Below are 13,876 nucleotides of genomic sequence, written 5' to 3'. Positions count from 1 at the left end.
AGCGGGGGGCACGCATACCCAAATGTCAGGGGCCGCAATGTCAGGGGCCACAACATCACAGGCCGCAGTATCGGGGTCCGCAACGTCAGGGTTTGGAGGGGCACACGCGATGAAGGGCATCATTCTCGCCGGAGGAAGCGGGACGCGCCTCTATCCGCTGACGATCGCCGTGTCGAAACAGATACTTCCGATCTACGACAAGCCGATGATCTACTATCCGCTCAGCGTGTTGATGCTGACCGGCATTCGAGAGATCCTGATCATCTCCACACCGCGCGATCTGCCGTGCTTCCAGGCGCTGCTCGGCAACGGATCGGACTTCGGTCTCGACATCTCATATGCCGAACAACCGCATCCGAACGGCCTTGCGGAAGCATTCATCATCGGGCGGCAGTTCATCGGGGACGACAACGTCGCCATGATCCTCGGCGACAACATCTTCTTCGGAAGCGGCTTGCCGAATGTCTGCCGCCAGGCGGCGGCGCGCAACACGGGCGCATCGGTCTTCGCCTATCACGTGGAGGATCCGGAACGTTACGGCGTCGTCAGCTTCGACAAGGAGACCGGCAAGGCGCTGACGATCGAGGAGAAGCCGCTTTCGCCGAAGTCCAACTGGGCGGTCACGGGGCTCTACTTCTACGACAACGACGTCGTCGACATCGCCCGTTCGATCGAACCGTCGGCCCGCGGCGAGCTTGAAATCACCGCGGTGAACAACATCTACCTGGAGCGCGGCGACCTTAACGTCTGCCAGCTCGGACGCGGCTATGCCTGGCTCGACACCGGCACCTATGACAGCCTGCAGGACGCGTCGTCCTTCGTGCGCACCGTAGAGCGGCGGCAGGGCGTACAGATCGCATGCCCAGAGGAGATCGCGCTTGACATGGGGTGGCTCGGACCGGAGGACGTGCGCCACCGGGCCAGCCTGCTCGGAAAAACCTCCTACGCGGCTTACCTCAATCGCCTGGCCGAGGAATACGCCGCATGACGTTTGAGATCAGGCCGCTCGAACTGGATGGCGTGCTGGAGATCCGGCCGAGGAAGTTCGTCGACGAACGCGGCTTTTTCTCCGAAACATGGAGCGCACGCGGTTTCGCCGATGCCGGCATCGGGCTGGCCTTCGTGCAGGACAACCATTCCTATTCAAGCGCACGCGGCGTCCTACGCGGCTTGCACTACCAATTGCCACCCTTCGCCCAGGACAAGCTCGTGCGGGTGGTGAAGGGCTCGATCTTCGATGTCGCGGTCGATATCCGCAAGGGGTCGCCCACCTTTGCGCGGTGGTGCGGGGCGCGCCTTTCGGCGAAAGAGTGGAACCAGCTGCTCGTGCCGAAGGGGTTCGCGCACGGCTTTCTGACGCTCGAGCCGGAGACGGAGGTAATCTACAAGGTCAGCAGTCCCTACTCGGCCGCGCATGATCGCGGCATCCGGTTCGACGATCCGGACATCGGCATCATCTGGCCGCTCGCCGCCTCCCAGTTCCAGCTTTCGGACAAGGACCGCAACGCGCCGCGGCTGGCGAAGGCCCAGCTCTACGAGGCAATGGAGGAGGCCAGCGCATGAACATTCTCGTCACCGGCGGCGCCGGCTTCATCGGCTCCGCCCTTTGCCGCCATCTCGCAACGAACCCGGACAACCGCGTCGTCAACCTCGACAAGCTGAGCTACGCCGGCAATCTCGCCTCGCTGACTGCGATTGCGGCATTGCCGAACTACCGCTTCGTCAGGGCCGATATTTGCGACGAGTCCGCGGTCGCGCAGCTGCTGCGAAGCGAGAATATCGGCTGCATCATCCACCTGGCCGCGGAAACGCATGTCGACCGGTCGATCGACGGGCCGGCAGCCTTCATCGAGACCAATGTGCTCGGCACGTTCAAACTCTTGCAGGCAGCGCTCAAATACTGGCACGAACTGCCGGAGGCGTCTGCTTCGCGCTTTCGCTTCCATCATGTCTCAACCGATGAAGTCTTCGGCGATCTTGCCTTCGACGACAGCAGCTTCAACGAACAGACGCCGTATGCGCCGTCTTCGCCTTACTCGGCCTCAAAGGCCGCCTCCGACCACCTCGTGCGCGCATGGCATCACACCTTCGGCCTGCCGGTCGTCCTGACCAACTGCTCGAACAACTACGGCGCCTTCCACTTTCCGGAGAAGCTGATCCCGCTGGTGATCCTCAACGCGCTGGAGGAGAAGCCCCTGCCGATCTACGGCACCGGCATGAACGTGCGTGACTGGCTCTACGTCGAGGATCACGCCCGGGCGCTGGCGCTGGTCGCCGCCCGCGGCAGCATCGGCCAGAGCTACAACATCGGCGGCGCCAGCGAACGCACCAACGTCGCGGTCGTGGAGGCAATCTGCGACGCTCTCGACCGCAAGCGACCGCGCTGCAACGGCGCCAGTCATCGCGATCTGATCACGTTCGTTGCTGACCGTCCGGGCCATGACCGACGCTATGCGATGGATACCAGCAAGATCGAGCGCGAACTCGGCTGGCGGCCGGAAGAGACCTTCGAAAGCGGTCTGGAGCGAACCGTGGACTGGTATCTAAACAATGAATGGTGGTGGCGCCCCCTTCGCGACGGCATCTATGGCGGCGACCGCCTGGGCAAGCTGGCAGCGGTGAAATGAGAATTCTCGTGACCGGATCGCGCGGACAGGTCGTGTCCAGCCTCGTGGAACTTTCAGCCGCCCGGCCCGACATCCACCTGATCGCCGTTGGCCGTCCCGCACTCGACCTAACAGACGCCGCCTCGATCCGGCGCGCCATAGCGGCGGCAAATCCCGACGTCGTGGTCTCGGCCGCAGCCTATACCGCGGTCGATCGCGCAGAGGACGATCGGGACACGGCCTACCAGGTCAACGTGATCGGTGCTGCGAACGTCGCGGAGGCGGCGGCAGCGCTGCACGTGCCGGTCATTCACATCTCGACCGACTACGTCTTCTCGGGAAATGCGAAACATCCTTACGGGGAAGACGACGAACCGCAGCCGAGAACAGTGTACGGCTATACGAAGCTGCGGGGCGAACATGCGGTCGCGTGCGCCAATCCGCGGCACTTCATCCTCAGGACCAGTTGGGTTTACAGCCCGTTCGGCGCCAACTTCGTCAAGACGATGCTTCGGCTTGCCTGCGAGCGCGGTACCGTTCAGGTCGTATCGGACCAGTGGGGCAACCCGACCTGTGCGCTCGACCTTGCAGCCGCGATCCTGCAGGTGGCGACGCATCCCGCGCGGGATCATTTCGGCATCTATCACGTCGCCGGCACCGGCGAGACGAACTGGGCAGGCTTTGCCCGTTATGTCTTCGCGGCGAGCCGGGCGGCAGGCGGACCTTTTGCCGAAGTCCTGGACATCAGCTCGGCGGATTTCAGGACAAAGGCCGTGCGGCCCGCAAATTCACGCCTCAGTTGCGACAGGTTCGAGAACGCCTTCGGCTGGCGCGCCCCGCCATGGCAGGCAAGCACCGACACCGTTGTACAGCGCATACTTGAGGCAGATCACAAAAATCTTTCCCAGAGGACAGGCGTCTGATCCGACGCCCGGAGCGGCCAATGGCATCGCAGGAACATCATTCGGACGGCCACAGCTACTTCCACATCCTCAAGACCATGGTCATGATAGGCGGATCGTCGCTGGTCAATGTGCTGTTCTCCATCATTCGCAACAAGACGCTGGCAGTTCTACTCGGCCCCGCCGGCATCGGCCAGATCGGCCTGTACCAATCCATCGTCGACCTTACACAGACGCTCGCCGGCTGCGGCGTGGCCTCGAGCGGCGTGCGCCAGATCGCGGAGGCGACAGGCAGCGGCGACAACGACCGGATCGCCCGCACGGCGACGGTTTTACGTCGGACGTCCATGGTCCTCGGCCTGCTGGGCGCGATCATGCTTGTGGCGCTCGCGCAACCGATCGCGCGTCTGACCTTCAGCGACGATCAACATGTGTACGGCGTCGCGCTGCTGTCGCTCGCGGTCCTGCTGCAACTTGCCGCCGGCGGACAGGTAGCCCTTATACAGGGGTTGCGCGATATCGGCGGCCTGGCGCGCATGCAGATCCTATCCGGGCTCGCGTCGACGACGATCACCATTGTCCTCGTCTACATGTTCGGGCCGAGCGCGATCGCGCCCGCGATCGTTGCCAGTGCTGCGGCACTGTTGTTGATGTGCTGGTGGTTCAGCCGCAAGGTTGCGATCAGTCCCCCGAGGATGACCTTCCGTGAAGTCTGGCAGGAGGTCGTGCCGTTGATGCAGCTCGGCTTCGTTTTCATGCTGGCAGGGCTCATGGGATACGGCGCATCCTATATCGTCAGGCTGTTCGTCCTCTGGGAGGATGGCATCGCCGCGGCTGGTCAGTATCACGCCGCCTGGGTGCTGGGCGGCATCTATGCCGGCTTCATCCTGCAGGCGATGGGTGCGGATTTCTACCCCCGGCTGACGGCCGTCGCCAACGACCACGCTGCGGTCAATCGCCTGGTAAACCAGCAAACGCAGATTAGCCTCCTGCTTGCGGCACCCGGCGTGCTGGCGACCCTCACATTCGCGTCCCTGGCAATGTGGCTGTTCTACACGCCGGAATTCTATCCGGCGGCCAACATATTGCGCTGGATCTGCCTCGGCATGCTTTTGCGGATCATCGCGTGGCCGATGGGCTTCATCATGGTCGCCAAGGGCCGGCGGATGATCTTCCTGGTAGGGGATGCTGCGGCCTTTCTGGTGCATATCGGGCTGGCATGGCTCCTTGTGCCCCACCTCGGCCCGATCGGCTCGGGGATCGCCTACTTCGGCCTCTACGTCTGGCATTGCCTGTTCGTGTACTACATCGCCCGGAAGCTTTCACAGTTCCGCTGGTCGCAGGCCAACCTGAAGCTCGCCATCGTGTTCCTGACGATTTCCGGTTTGGTCTTCTGCGCGACCGTTTACCTGCCGCCATGGGAGGGCATGGCGGTCGGCACGCTGGCGACCCTTCTCAGCGGACTCTATTCGCTGCGCTATCTCGTGGGCCTGATGCCGGCGGAATCGCTGCCCTCACCGATCAGGACATGGGTATCCAAATCCGCGGTATCCAAGTCCGCTTGAGATTTCGCCTTCCGTGACGGCGCCAGGACAGCCCGCCGACGGACGGACATGCCTCCTTGCCCTACCCCTGTGCAGCATCGTGCCGCGTAATCAGGGTCGCAAATGCAATCCGAACCCGTCCTCGGCCTGCACTGCCGAAACCTGCGCGAGACAGCTGACGGACGACAAGAAAGCAGCCCGGGCCGAAAAGCCCGGGCCGCTTTCTTGATGCTTGCTTCGGCCTCGCGCAAGGGAGCATCTACAGGCGCAGACCAACCTTTCGCTTCACGCCAGGAAGACGGCGCCGTTCTCAACCATGGTCGCCAGCCATGCCGGCAACGCCAGCATCCGCACCGCGCCTGCCATGACGACGCGATCGGCAGAAGGCGCCCGGCAGATCGCGCACAGTTGCTGAAGCACGGTGGCGAGTTCCATCTCCGTCATCTGCGCATAAAGCGGGAGGATGATGGAGCGCTCCTGGGCAGCGACACTGCGCGGAAGCCTTCCAACCGTGCGGTGGCTGCCCACCTCGGCATATGCCGGTTCGCGGTGGATCGTCATGATGCCCCTTCGCGTCGAAACACCCTGGTCGAGCAGGGTCTGCATGACCTTCAGCTGGTCGACACCGTCGGAAAGGCGAAGGCAGTAGCTCTGCCAGTTGCTGCGGGCCCAAGACGGTTCGACGGGTGCCTGTACGCTCGGAATTCTGGCGAGCCCGTCCCGGTAGCGCTCCGCGAGGCGGCGGCGGGTCGATACGAGTTCCGGCAACCTGGCCAGTTGAACGCGCCCGATCGCGGCCTGAAGGTCCGTCAGCCGGTAATTGTACCCTAGCTCCGGATAGCTCTCGAAGATGACACGCGTCGAACCATGGCGGACGGTGTCCGGTACGCTCATGCCATGCTGACGCCACAGGCGGAATTTCGCGTCGTAGTCGGGGTTTGACGTCGTCAGCATGCCGCCATCACCCGTGGTCAAGAGCTTGCGAGGATGGAAGGAGAAGCACGCGACGTCGCCATGCGGCTTGCCGATCTTCTCCCAGCGCCCGTCCCAAAGGATCTCGCTGCCGGATGCGCAGGCGGCATCCTCCACCAGCGCGATGCCATGGCGCTTGGCAATCGGAACGATCTTCGCAAGATCGCAGGGCATGCCGAGCTGGTGAACGCACAGGATCGCCTTCGTCCGCGGCGAAATTGCCGCCTCGATGGAGGCCGGATCGATGTTGAAGCCGTCCGCCTCTATGTCGACGAACACCGGTATCGCGCCGCAATAGCGAATGGCGTTTGCGGTTGCGATGAAGGAGTTGCTGACCGTCACGACCTCGTCGCCCGGCTCCACGCCCACGACCTTTAGGGCCAGATGAAGGGCGGTCGTGCAGTTCGAGACGGCGCAGGCATGCCGCGCGCCGACAAAGGTTGCGAATTCATTTTCGAAGGCTGCGACTTCCGGTCCCTGCGTCACCCATCCGGACATCACCACCCGCCGGACAGCCTCGATTTCGAGTTCGTCCATCATCGGCTTTGCTACGGGTATCGGAAACGTCGTCACGCCGCTTCTCCCTCCGCTCTTTCAACCTCGCCGCGCCACCATTCGACCAGCTCTGCGAGCCCTTCCTCAAGTGAAATTTCGGTGCGGAAGCCGAGCATGCGCTCCGCCTTGCTGGTGTCGGCTAGCCGGCGTGACACAGGATTGACCTTGCGGACCGGCTGGAACTGCGGCTCCACGTTGGACCCCATGATGCGAATGAGCAGATGCGCCAGCTCGAGAAGGTTGGTCTCGGTGCCGCTCGCCACATTGAAGACCTCGTCGGTGACGTCGGATTTCGCCGCCAGCATGTTCGCTCGGGCGATGTCGCGCGCATCGACGAAGTCCATCGTCTGCAGCCCGTCACCGAAGATGATCGGCGGCAGGCCGGCCGCGATGCGCTCCATCCATCGGATCATCACCTCCGTATAGACGCCATAGGCGTCCATTCGCGGCCCGTAGACGTTGAAATAGCGCAAAGCTACGTAGCGCAGGCCGTACATGTCTGCAAAACTGCGCAGAAGCGCCTCGTTGAAGACCTTGGCCGCGCCATAGATCGTACGGTTGTTGTAGGGATGATGGTCCTCGGTCGTTGGGAAGCTCTCGGCCAGCCCGAGCACGGATGCCGACGAGGCGGCAACGACCTTCTGGACGCCGGCATTGACCGCGGCCTCCAGGACGTCGAACGTGCCACCCGCCAGAACGTCGAAAGCCAGGCGCGGCTCTTCGGCGCACTGCGTGATCCGGATGGCAGCCTGGTGGAAGACGATGTCGACGCCATCGAGCACTTCGGCCAGCAGCTTTCGATCCCGTATGTCGCCCTCGATGACCGTCAAAGCCGCTGCGGAGGCGGCGGCCTTGAGATTTTCACGTCGTCCGCGCACGAAGTTGTCGAGAACAAGAATCTCGCGAGGCGCCTCAAGTGCAACCAGATCGGCAATGTGCGAACCGATCAGTCCGGCGCCGCCAGTAATGAGTACCCGTTTATCCTTCATGTTTCGCCCCTTGCTTCCAACCTCGACCGCGACAGCCCATCGCGCCTGGCTAATGCGTTGTTGTTTCACCGTGGCCAGTGGCACCTGCTCCGCTGGCCGGTCGTATGCGCCCGGGCAGGCACCGGGATCTGCTTCTGCGACACGCCTCAGCGCTCTATCCGACGTAGGCACTCGCCCGCACCGCCGCGACGACGCTTTCGACCTGCCTGACGGTCATCTCCGGATAGATCGGCAGAGAAAGGCCCTCCCGGGCCGCTGCCTCGGAAACGGGGAAATCACCGGGCCCGTAGCCCAGATCGGCGTGTGCTGCCTGGAGATGCACGGGGATCGGATAATGCTGGCCGAACTGGATACCGTTCGCCTGCAACCGGTCCTGCAGGGCAGCGCGATCGTCGGTGCGCACGGCATAGACGTGGTAGACGTGGCGCCTGCCGGCGATTTCGGATGGGCGACGAATGTCGCGGGAATCCGCCAGCATCGCGGTATAGCGTGCCGCATGGGCGCGACGCATCGCGATCCAGTTCTCCAGATGCCGCAATTTCACCCGAAGGATGGCGCCCTGAATACCGTCCATGCGGTAGTTGAAGCCCTTGAGCACGTGATGATAGCGCTGCTCCTGCCCCCAATCGCGCAGCATGCGTATGCGCGCGGCATGCTCGTCATTGCCTGTCACGACGATCCCGCCCTCGCCGCAGGCGCCAAGATTCTTGCCGGGGTAGAAACTGAAGCAGCCGGACACGCCGAGACTGCCGGCGCGCCGGCCCTTGTATTCCGCGCCGTGCGCCTGGCAGGCATCCTCGATGACCGGCAGGCCGTAACGGGCGGCGACGGCGGCGATCTCGTCCATCTCGGCCATCTGGCCGTAGAGGTGAACCGGCACGATCGCCTTCGTCTTCGGCGTGATCGCAGCCTCAAGCGCGGTCGGGTCCATCGTCAGCGTGACCGGCTCGACGTCCACGAAGACCGGACGCGCGCCGGTGTAGCAGATGGCCGAGGCGGTTGCGACGAAGGTGAACGGAACCGTTATGACCTCGTCTCCGGGCCCCACTCCGGCGGCGAGCAGCGCCAGGTGCAGCGCGCTGGTCCCGGTATTGACGGCGATCGCATGCTTTGCACCGCAATATTCCGCAAACTCGCGCTCGAAGGCCGCCACCTCGTCGCCGAGCACGTATTGAGCCGATGCGAGAACACCGAGGACAGCCGCGTCGATCTCTTCCTTGATCGATGCGTACTGGGCCTTCAGGTCGAGAAAGGGGATCATGCGATCATCCTCGCCTGACCAAGTTCGACGACGCGACCGCGCTGGGCCAGCGACTGCGTCGCCGCCTCGAGGATCCGCACGACGCGAAGGCCGGCATGTCCATCGGCGACCGGCTGTTCGTTGTTCTCGACGCAGGATACGAACTGCCGCAGTTCGCGGTTCAGCGCCTCCGTCATGTCCAGCTGGGGTGCGTACATGTCGCCGGTGCGGTATCCCACCAGCATCTGGTAGACGTCGCCGTTGGTCTGCGGTCCGCCGTTGAGCGTGATGCCCTTGTCGTAGACCTTGATCTTTTCACTGGGCTCGAGATCGTCATAGACGATCATCTTGCTGCTGCCGCCGATCAGCGTGCGGCGAACCTTCACGGGCGCCAGCCAGTTGACATGGATGTGGGCGATCAGCCTGCTCTCGAAGAAGAGGTTCAGATAGGCGATGTTCTCCGGCTCGCCGAGCACGTGGCTCATCCCAGTCGCCACCGCCTGACCGTCGCGCGGCATGCGCAAGTCGGGGCGCAACGCCCCGATCCAGGTCCCGATCTTCTCCGTGGTTCCGGGAGGCGAGGTCGATTCAAGCACGACGATGTCGCCCGGCTTGAGCTTTGGAGCGATCTGCTCGGCCGCGGCCTTGACGTAGGAAAGGTCGGCCGTCCGGTCCTCGTTGAAGGGCGTGGGAACGGCGATGATGAAGGCATCCGCCTCCGGTGTCTCCGTCGTCGCCTTCAGCCGTCCCATAGCAACCGCACCGCTGACGGCGACCGCCAGATCTGGCTCGACGAAGGGAACCTCGCCGCGCGAAATGGCTGCCACGGTTGCCGGATTGATATCGACGCCGATCACATCGATGCCGCGCGTCGCGATCGCGACCGCGGTCGGCAGGCCGATGTAGCCCATACCGATGATGGCCAGCCGGCCCCTGAAGACTTCGTTCATCGACCTAAGCTCCACTCACGCGTTCGGTTGCCGAAGAGCCGGCCTGCGGTACCGGTCCGCTCCGCTCGGCCGCAAACGCCCTTGCCGGATGAAACATCTCGCGGGCGGTCAGTTGAATGAAACTGGTGTTGGTCGCCAGATAGCGCCAGAACAGCCGTCTCGGCTCCTGAAGCAGGCGATAGGCCCACTCCATGCCGGCTCGCTGCCAGGCCACCGGCGCCCGCTTGGTCAACCCCGCCATGACATCGAATGAACCGCCGACCCCGTGCAGGACGGGCACATTGAGAGACGACCCGTAGGTTCCGAGAAAGATTTCCTTTTTAGGCGACGTCATGCCGATGAACAGCATGTCGGCGCCGGAAGCGCGGATCATGTCGGCCACACGCTCCGCCTCGTGCTGCTCGAAATAGCCGTGATGACTACAGGCGATCGTCAGGCCCGGAAACCGCCTGGCGACGACCTCCTCGAGCTTGCGCAGAACGTCGGGCTTCGCTCCCAGCAGCGCCACCGAGCGTCCCTCCTCATGAGCCAGCCTCAGCAGGCGGTCGAAGACATCGATGCCCGCTATTCGCTCCGGCAGGGGGCGCCGAAGGAGCTTGCTGGCCCAGACGATCGACTGGCCGTCGGCCACGAGCAGGTCGCACTCGATCAGGGAATCGCGCAGCAGCGCATCCTGCCGCAGCTTGACCACCTTGGCGGCGTTGAGAACGCCAAGCAGCATGCGGCTGCGGGTCTTAAGCGCCTCGTGGCAGCGCTCGATCACGTCGTCCATGCGCACCGCATCGAGATACATGCCGAACAACAGCTGACGGTGACGGTTCATCTCAGATCTCCTCAGGCTCGCTGGCCGGCTGCTTTGCAAGGGAGGTGACGGCGCCCTCCGCATTCCAGGCGTACAACAGCCAGCCGAGCTCATACGGCCGGCATTCGTAATCGACTTCGCCCGGGGGAAAGATCGTATCGACCAGGGGAAGATGCAGGCCGGGCGAGGCGGCGGTCGTGACGGCGGCAATCGCGCGTGCGGCCTTGCCCGGCTCACGGCGGGCGACCTTTCTCCAGATGACGCCCTTCTCCGGGCACACCAGCGTCGAAACCGTTTCGGGATGGTCGTCCAGCCAGCGCAGGCCGAGGAGGATCGGCTGCCAGTGCGCCGTACCGCCGGCTTCCATCAGGTCCAGCAGGGCCATGGGACCCATCGCATGCTGATGGACGCTGTAGACAGGGTATCCCTCCACGACCGTGCCGTCCCGCGTGTCGTAGTGCCACCACCACTGGCCTGAAGGACCCTGCAGTGCGCAGATGCGCGCAGCGCAGGCATCGGCGGCTTCGAGAGCTCCGGCGTCACCGCGCGCCACCGACAAGCGCGACAGCGCCTGGATCGGATAGACCTGATCGGCATAACAACCAATGTGCGCCCGCAAACGTCCGCTTGCCGTTGCCGGCAGCATATGCGGGAAAAGCCCCGTCTCGGACTGAGCTTCCGTCAAACGCCTAGCAGCCGCATCCAGGAGCTGCGCCGTGCTGCCCAGCCGGGCGGCAGAGAGCGCGGCAATGACGGCCCACGCGCACTCCACCGTCGCCAGCGGCTCGGCCGAGCCGATCCTCGTTGCAAGACGATCGAACAACGCTTCGGCATGAAAATGTCCCGCCTCGGCCGCCGCCCAGGCCGACAATGCGATCGCACCGGCATCCTGAGACGACCTCGCTCGCTCCGCACAGGCACGCGCCAGGTCGGCAGCCGTTCCGTTTCCGAGGATGCGTCTCTGCTCACCCTCCCCGAGATAGGAAAGGCCGAGGGCGACCATGGCAGCATAACGCAGGCTGTCGCCTTCCAGCCGCTCGCTCCAGCCGCGCTCGCCTTTTACGGCGCGCAACGTATGGCCGAAGGTCCAGCCGTCATGCATGCGCGGCAGGCCGTCGCCGGCAAGTGTAATGAACTGGCCTACCCGCGTGCGGGCTGCCGACGAAACCTGGGCCAGCGCCTGCAGCCGAGTGCTATCCTCGGAAGGCCCCCGATTGAAAGACAGCCGTACCGCTCCCGCGTCGCCGCGTCCATTGGTGAAGGGATGTGTCGTGCGTTGAGGTTCGATCGACATGTAACCTTCCATTCTATGGCCACCCGGCTCGAGGAGGCGGCCTCGGGTCAGACGACAACACCGCGCGGACGGGACCCCGCCTGCTTCCACAAAACCATGCTAGAAAATTCGCGCCGATATTCCACCGCACTCAAAGTCTTAGCGATGCAGGCATATTTTGCCGGTGGAGGTTACGGCATTCATCGATCGGATGAACCACCGCACAGGGTGTATGCCTATCCGGCTTAAGCGCGTTTCGGCGCAACCAGGCTTCTACCTCTCTCGGCAGTCTTCCTGTACCGGGCCGATCCTGCGATGCTGCGCGAGCGCGCAATTGCAGCAGAGAGACGCCGAGCGAGGAAAAACATGAGGGAAAAAACGTCCAACGCAGGCGACAGGCCCGCCTCCATTTCGACGTCCAACAACGCCTCCGCAGGAGTAGCGGTCGTCATCGTCACCTACAACAGCGCAGCTGTCCTGGGCGGGCTGCTCGATTCACTCGAGCATGGGCTTGAGGGCACGCGGCACTATGAGATCGTGGTCGTCGACAATGCATCCCACGACCAGTCCGTCACACTTGCCCGGCAGCACCCAATCGGTGCACGTGTGATAGAAACCGGCAGAAATGGCGGCTATTCGGCAGGAATCAACGCTGCAGCAGCAACCGTCGGCGACGATGTCGATATCCTTGTCCTCAATCCGGACATACGCCTGCACAAGGGGTCTGTCGCACGAATGCGCAACCGTTTACTGGATCCGACCATCGGTATCGTCGTCCCGCAAATCCTCAATGAGGATGGCAGTGTCGCCCGTTCGATCCGGCAGGAGCCGTCGCTCATCGGTGCGTGGTCTGAAGCGCTGCTCGGCGGCCGGATATCCGCGGGCATAGGACTTGGCGAGGTCGTCGACGATCCGCTCCTCTACGGCAATGGCGGAACCATCGACTGGGCAACCGGGGCTGCTCTGCTCATCTCCGCCGAAGCCCGTCGGCAGGTCGGAATGTGGGACGAGACGTTCTTCCTCTACAGCGAAGAAGTGGACTACATGGAGCGCGTCCGCCGCACAGGGCTGGCGGTCTATTATGAGCCCACATCGACCGTCCTGCACATTGGCGGCGACTATCAGCGAAACCCATATCTCTCGGCACTTTTGACCTCCAACCGCATCCGCTATTTCCGCCGTCATCACGGCCCAGTTTCGACGTTCCTGTTTCGGCTGGGGGTCGCCCTTGGCGAGGCTTTACGTTCCGGCAAGCGGGCGACGCACCGCGCATCGCTGCGTGCGGCGTTGTCGCCACTTGGCCGCGTCTGATGGCGAGACGTCCGCCGCCTTCTGCGACGAACGCACCTCGATAAGCGGATCGGCTTCGCTCCGTCGAGCTTGCCACTGCGCAGAAACGCAAAAAGCCCCACGAGGGGGCTTTATTGCGATCGGAGGGATCATTGGTTGCGGGGGCAGGATTTGAACCTGCGGCCTTCAGGTTATGAGCCTGACGAGCTACCGGGCTGCTCCACCCCGCGTTATTCCGGTTATGTATTGTATCAAAACGAAAGGGCCGCTGGAAGGCGGCCCGGTTTTTTTCGGCTTGGGCCGATGATGTGATGAGAAGCTGATCTTTTGTTCGCTGAGCGAGCTCAATTTGCCTTTAGCAGACCTGGCAGCGACCTACTCTCCCGCGTCTTAAGACGAAGTACCATTGGCGCTGGGGCGTTTCACGGCCGTGTTCGGAATGGGAACGGGTGCAGCCACCCCGCCAGAACCACCAGGTCGGCTAAGGGCAAATTGATTGAGAAGCTGGTAAGGCGGTGCCTTTTTTTGAACACGTCTTTTCTTCTGGTTGGGCGTCGGAGCGAAGCTCCGCAAGGCCAGATGGCCGTCGCGCCTTTTGGCGCGGCCCGTCCGGAGCGCTTTTCGCGTCAGGACAGAAGAGATGGCTCATCGAATTTCATTCGATGAGCATTTTCAATGAGAACGATCAAGCCAATCGAGCGATTAGTACCGGTAAGCTTCACGCATTGCTGCGCTTCCACACCCGGCCTATCA

Annotated in this window: 12 protein-coding genes, 1 tRNA gene and 2 rRNA genes; 6 read left to right on the top strand and 9 right to left on the bottom strand. The window is 63.3% G+C overall.

Annotation, left to right across the window (positions count from 1 at the left end; all coding sequences use genetic code 11):
• Window positions 1–109 precede the first annotated feature (109 nt).
• The 5 genes from rfbA to CRO48_RS13230 are packed head-to-tail and all read left to right on the top strand — an operon-like array spanning window position 110 to window position 5,073.
• Entirely contained in the window at window positions 110–988 is an 879-nt protein-coding gene (gene rfbA / locus CRO48_RS13250) for a glucose-1-phosphate thymidylyltransferase RfbA (protein ID WP_097140014.1), read from the top strand.
• Window positions 985–1,563, top strand: coding sequence for a dTDP-4-dehydrorhamnose 3,5-epimerase (rfbC, locus tag CRO48_RS13245; protein WP_097140012.1), 579 nt, complete (start codon window positions 985–987; stop codon window positions 1,561–1,563). Before rfbA ends, rfbC begins: the two co-directional genes overlap by 4 nt.
• Window positions 1,560–2,627 carry a dTDP-glucose 4,6-dehydratase gene (gene rfbB, locus CRO48_RS13240; RefSeq protein ID WP_097140011.1) on the top strand — a complete coding sequence of 356 codons (1,068 nt, stop codon included), beginning with the start codon at window positions 1,560–1,562 and terminating at the stop codon, window positions 2,625–2,627. The genes rfbC and rfbB overlap by 4 nt, the downstream gene beginning before the upstream one ends.
• Window positions 2,624–3,529, top strand: a complete 906-nt coding sequence (gene rfbD, locus CRO48_RS13235; protein WP_097140009.1) for a dTDP-4-dehydrorhamnose reductase — start codon at window positions 2,624–2,626, stop codon at window positions 3,527–3,529. The genes rfbB and rfbD overlap by 4 nt, the downstream gene beginning before the upstream one ends.
• Before the next feature lie 20 nt (window positions 3,530–3,549).
• Window positions 3,550–5,073, top strand: coding sequence for an O-antigen translocase (locus tag CRO48_RS13230; protein ID WP_097140007.1), 1,524 nt, complete (start codon window positions 3,550–3,552; stop codon window positions 5,071–5,073).
• 264 nt (window positions 5,074–5,337) lie between these two features.
• Here the strand turns inward: CRO48_RS13230 and CRO48_RS13225 are convergent, their stop codons facing one another.
• From CRO48_RS13225 to CRO48_RS13195, 6 genes are all read right to left on the bottom strand, one after another.
• On the bottom strand, window positions 5,338–6,564 hold the full coding sequence (locus CRO48_RS13225) for a DegT/DnrJ/EryC1/StrS family aminotransferase (protein ID WP_097140489.1): 1,227 nt from the start codon (window positions 6,562–6,564) through the stop codon (window positions 5,338–5,340).
• 29 nt (window positions 6,565–6,593) lie between these two features.
• Window positions 6,594–7,568 carry an NAD-dependent epimerase/dehydratase family protein gene (locus tag CRO48_RS13220; protein WP_097140006.1) on the bottom strand — a complete coding sequence of 325 codons (975 nt, stop codon included), beginning with the start codon at window positions 7,566–7,568 and terminating at the stop codon, window positions 6,594–6,596.
• 154 nt (window positions 7,569–7,722) lie between these two features.
• The gene (locus CRO48_RS13215; protein WP_097140004.1) at window positions 7,723–8,829 is read right to left on the bottom strand and encodes a DegT/DnrJ/EryC1/StrS family aminotransferase; all 1,107 of its coding nucleotides are present in this window, start codon (window positions 8,827–8,829) and stop codon (window positions 7,723–7,725) included.
• Window positions 8,826–9,758 (bottom strand): NAD(P)-binding domain-containing protein, encoded by a 933-nt coding sequence (locus tag CRO48_RS33385; protein ID WP_407071928.1) that lies wholly within the window; start codon window positions 9,756–9,758, stop codon window positions 8,826–8,828. Before CRO48_RS33385 ends, CRO48_RS13215 begins: the two co-directional genes overlap by 4 nt.
• Window positions 9,759–9,762: 4 nt before the next feature.
• Entirely contained in the window at window positions 9,763–10,581 is an 819-nt protein-coding gene (locus CRO48_RS13200; RefSeq protein ID WP_097140001.1) for a WecB/TagA/CpsF family glycosyltransferase, read from the bottom strand.
• Window position 10,582: 1 nt separating this feature from the next.
• Complete coding sequence (locus CRO48_RS13195; RefSeq protein WP_245423520.1) at window positions 10,583–11,854, bottom strand: hypothetical protein; 1,272 nt, start codon at window positions 11,852–11,854, stop codon at window positions 10,583–10,585.
• A 345-nt stretch (window positions 11,855–12,199) separates the two neighbouring features.
• Here CRO48_RS13195 and CRO48_RS13190 point away from each other — a divergent pair, with 345 nt between their 5' ends.
• Window positions 12,200–13,144, top strand: coding sequence for a glycosyltransferase family 2 protein (locus tag CRO48_RS13190; RefSeq protein WP_097139999.1), 945 nt, complete (start codon window positions 12,200–12,202; stop codon window positions 13,142–13,144).
• Between the two features lie 132 nt (window positions 13,145–13,276).
• Here the strand turns inward: CRO48_RS13190 and CRO48_RS13185 are convergent.
• The 3 genes from CRO48_RS13185 to CRO48_RS13175 form a co-directional block, all read right to left on the bottom strand.
• Window positions 13,277–13,353: transfer RNA gene (locus tag CRO48_RS13185), tRNA-Met, on the bottom strand.
• A 132-nt stretch (window positions 13,354–13,485) separates the two neighbouring features.
• A 5S ribosomal RNA gene (gene rrf, locus CRO48_RS13180) occupies window positions 13,486–13,600 on the bottom strand.
• 204 nt (window positions 13,601–13,804) lie between these two features.
• Window positions 13,805–13,876 (bottom strand): 23S ribosomal RNA (locus tag CRO48_RS13175); the annotation flags it as partial.

Source organism: Rhizobium subbaraonis, from assembly GCF_900220975.1.
Taxonomy (GTDB): domain Bacteria; phylum Pseudomonadota; class Alphaproteobacteria; order Rhizobiales; family Rhizobiaceae; genus Mycoplana; species Mycoplana subbaraonis.
The sequence above is the reverse complement of the archived record's forward strand: the minus strand, read 5'-3'. Positions and strand labels throughout refer to the sequence as shown.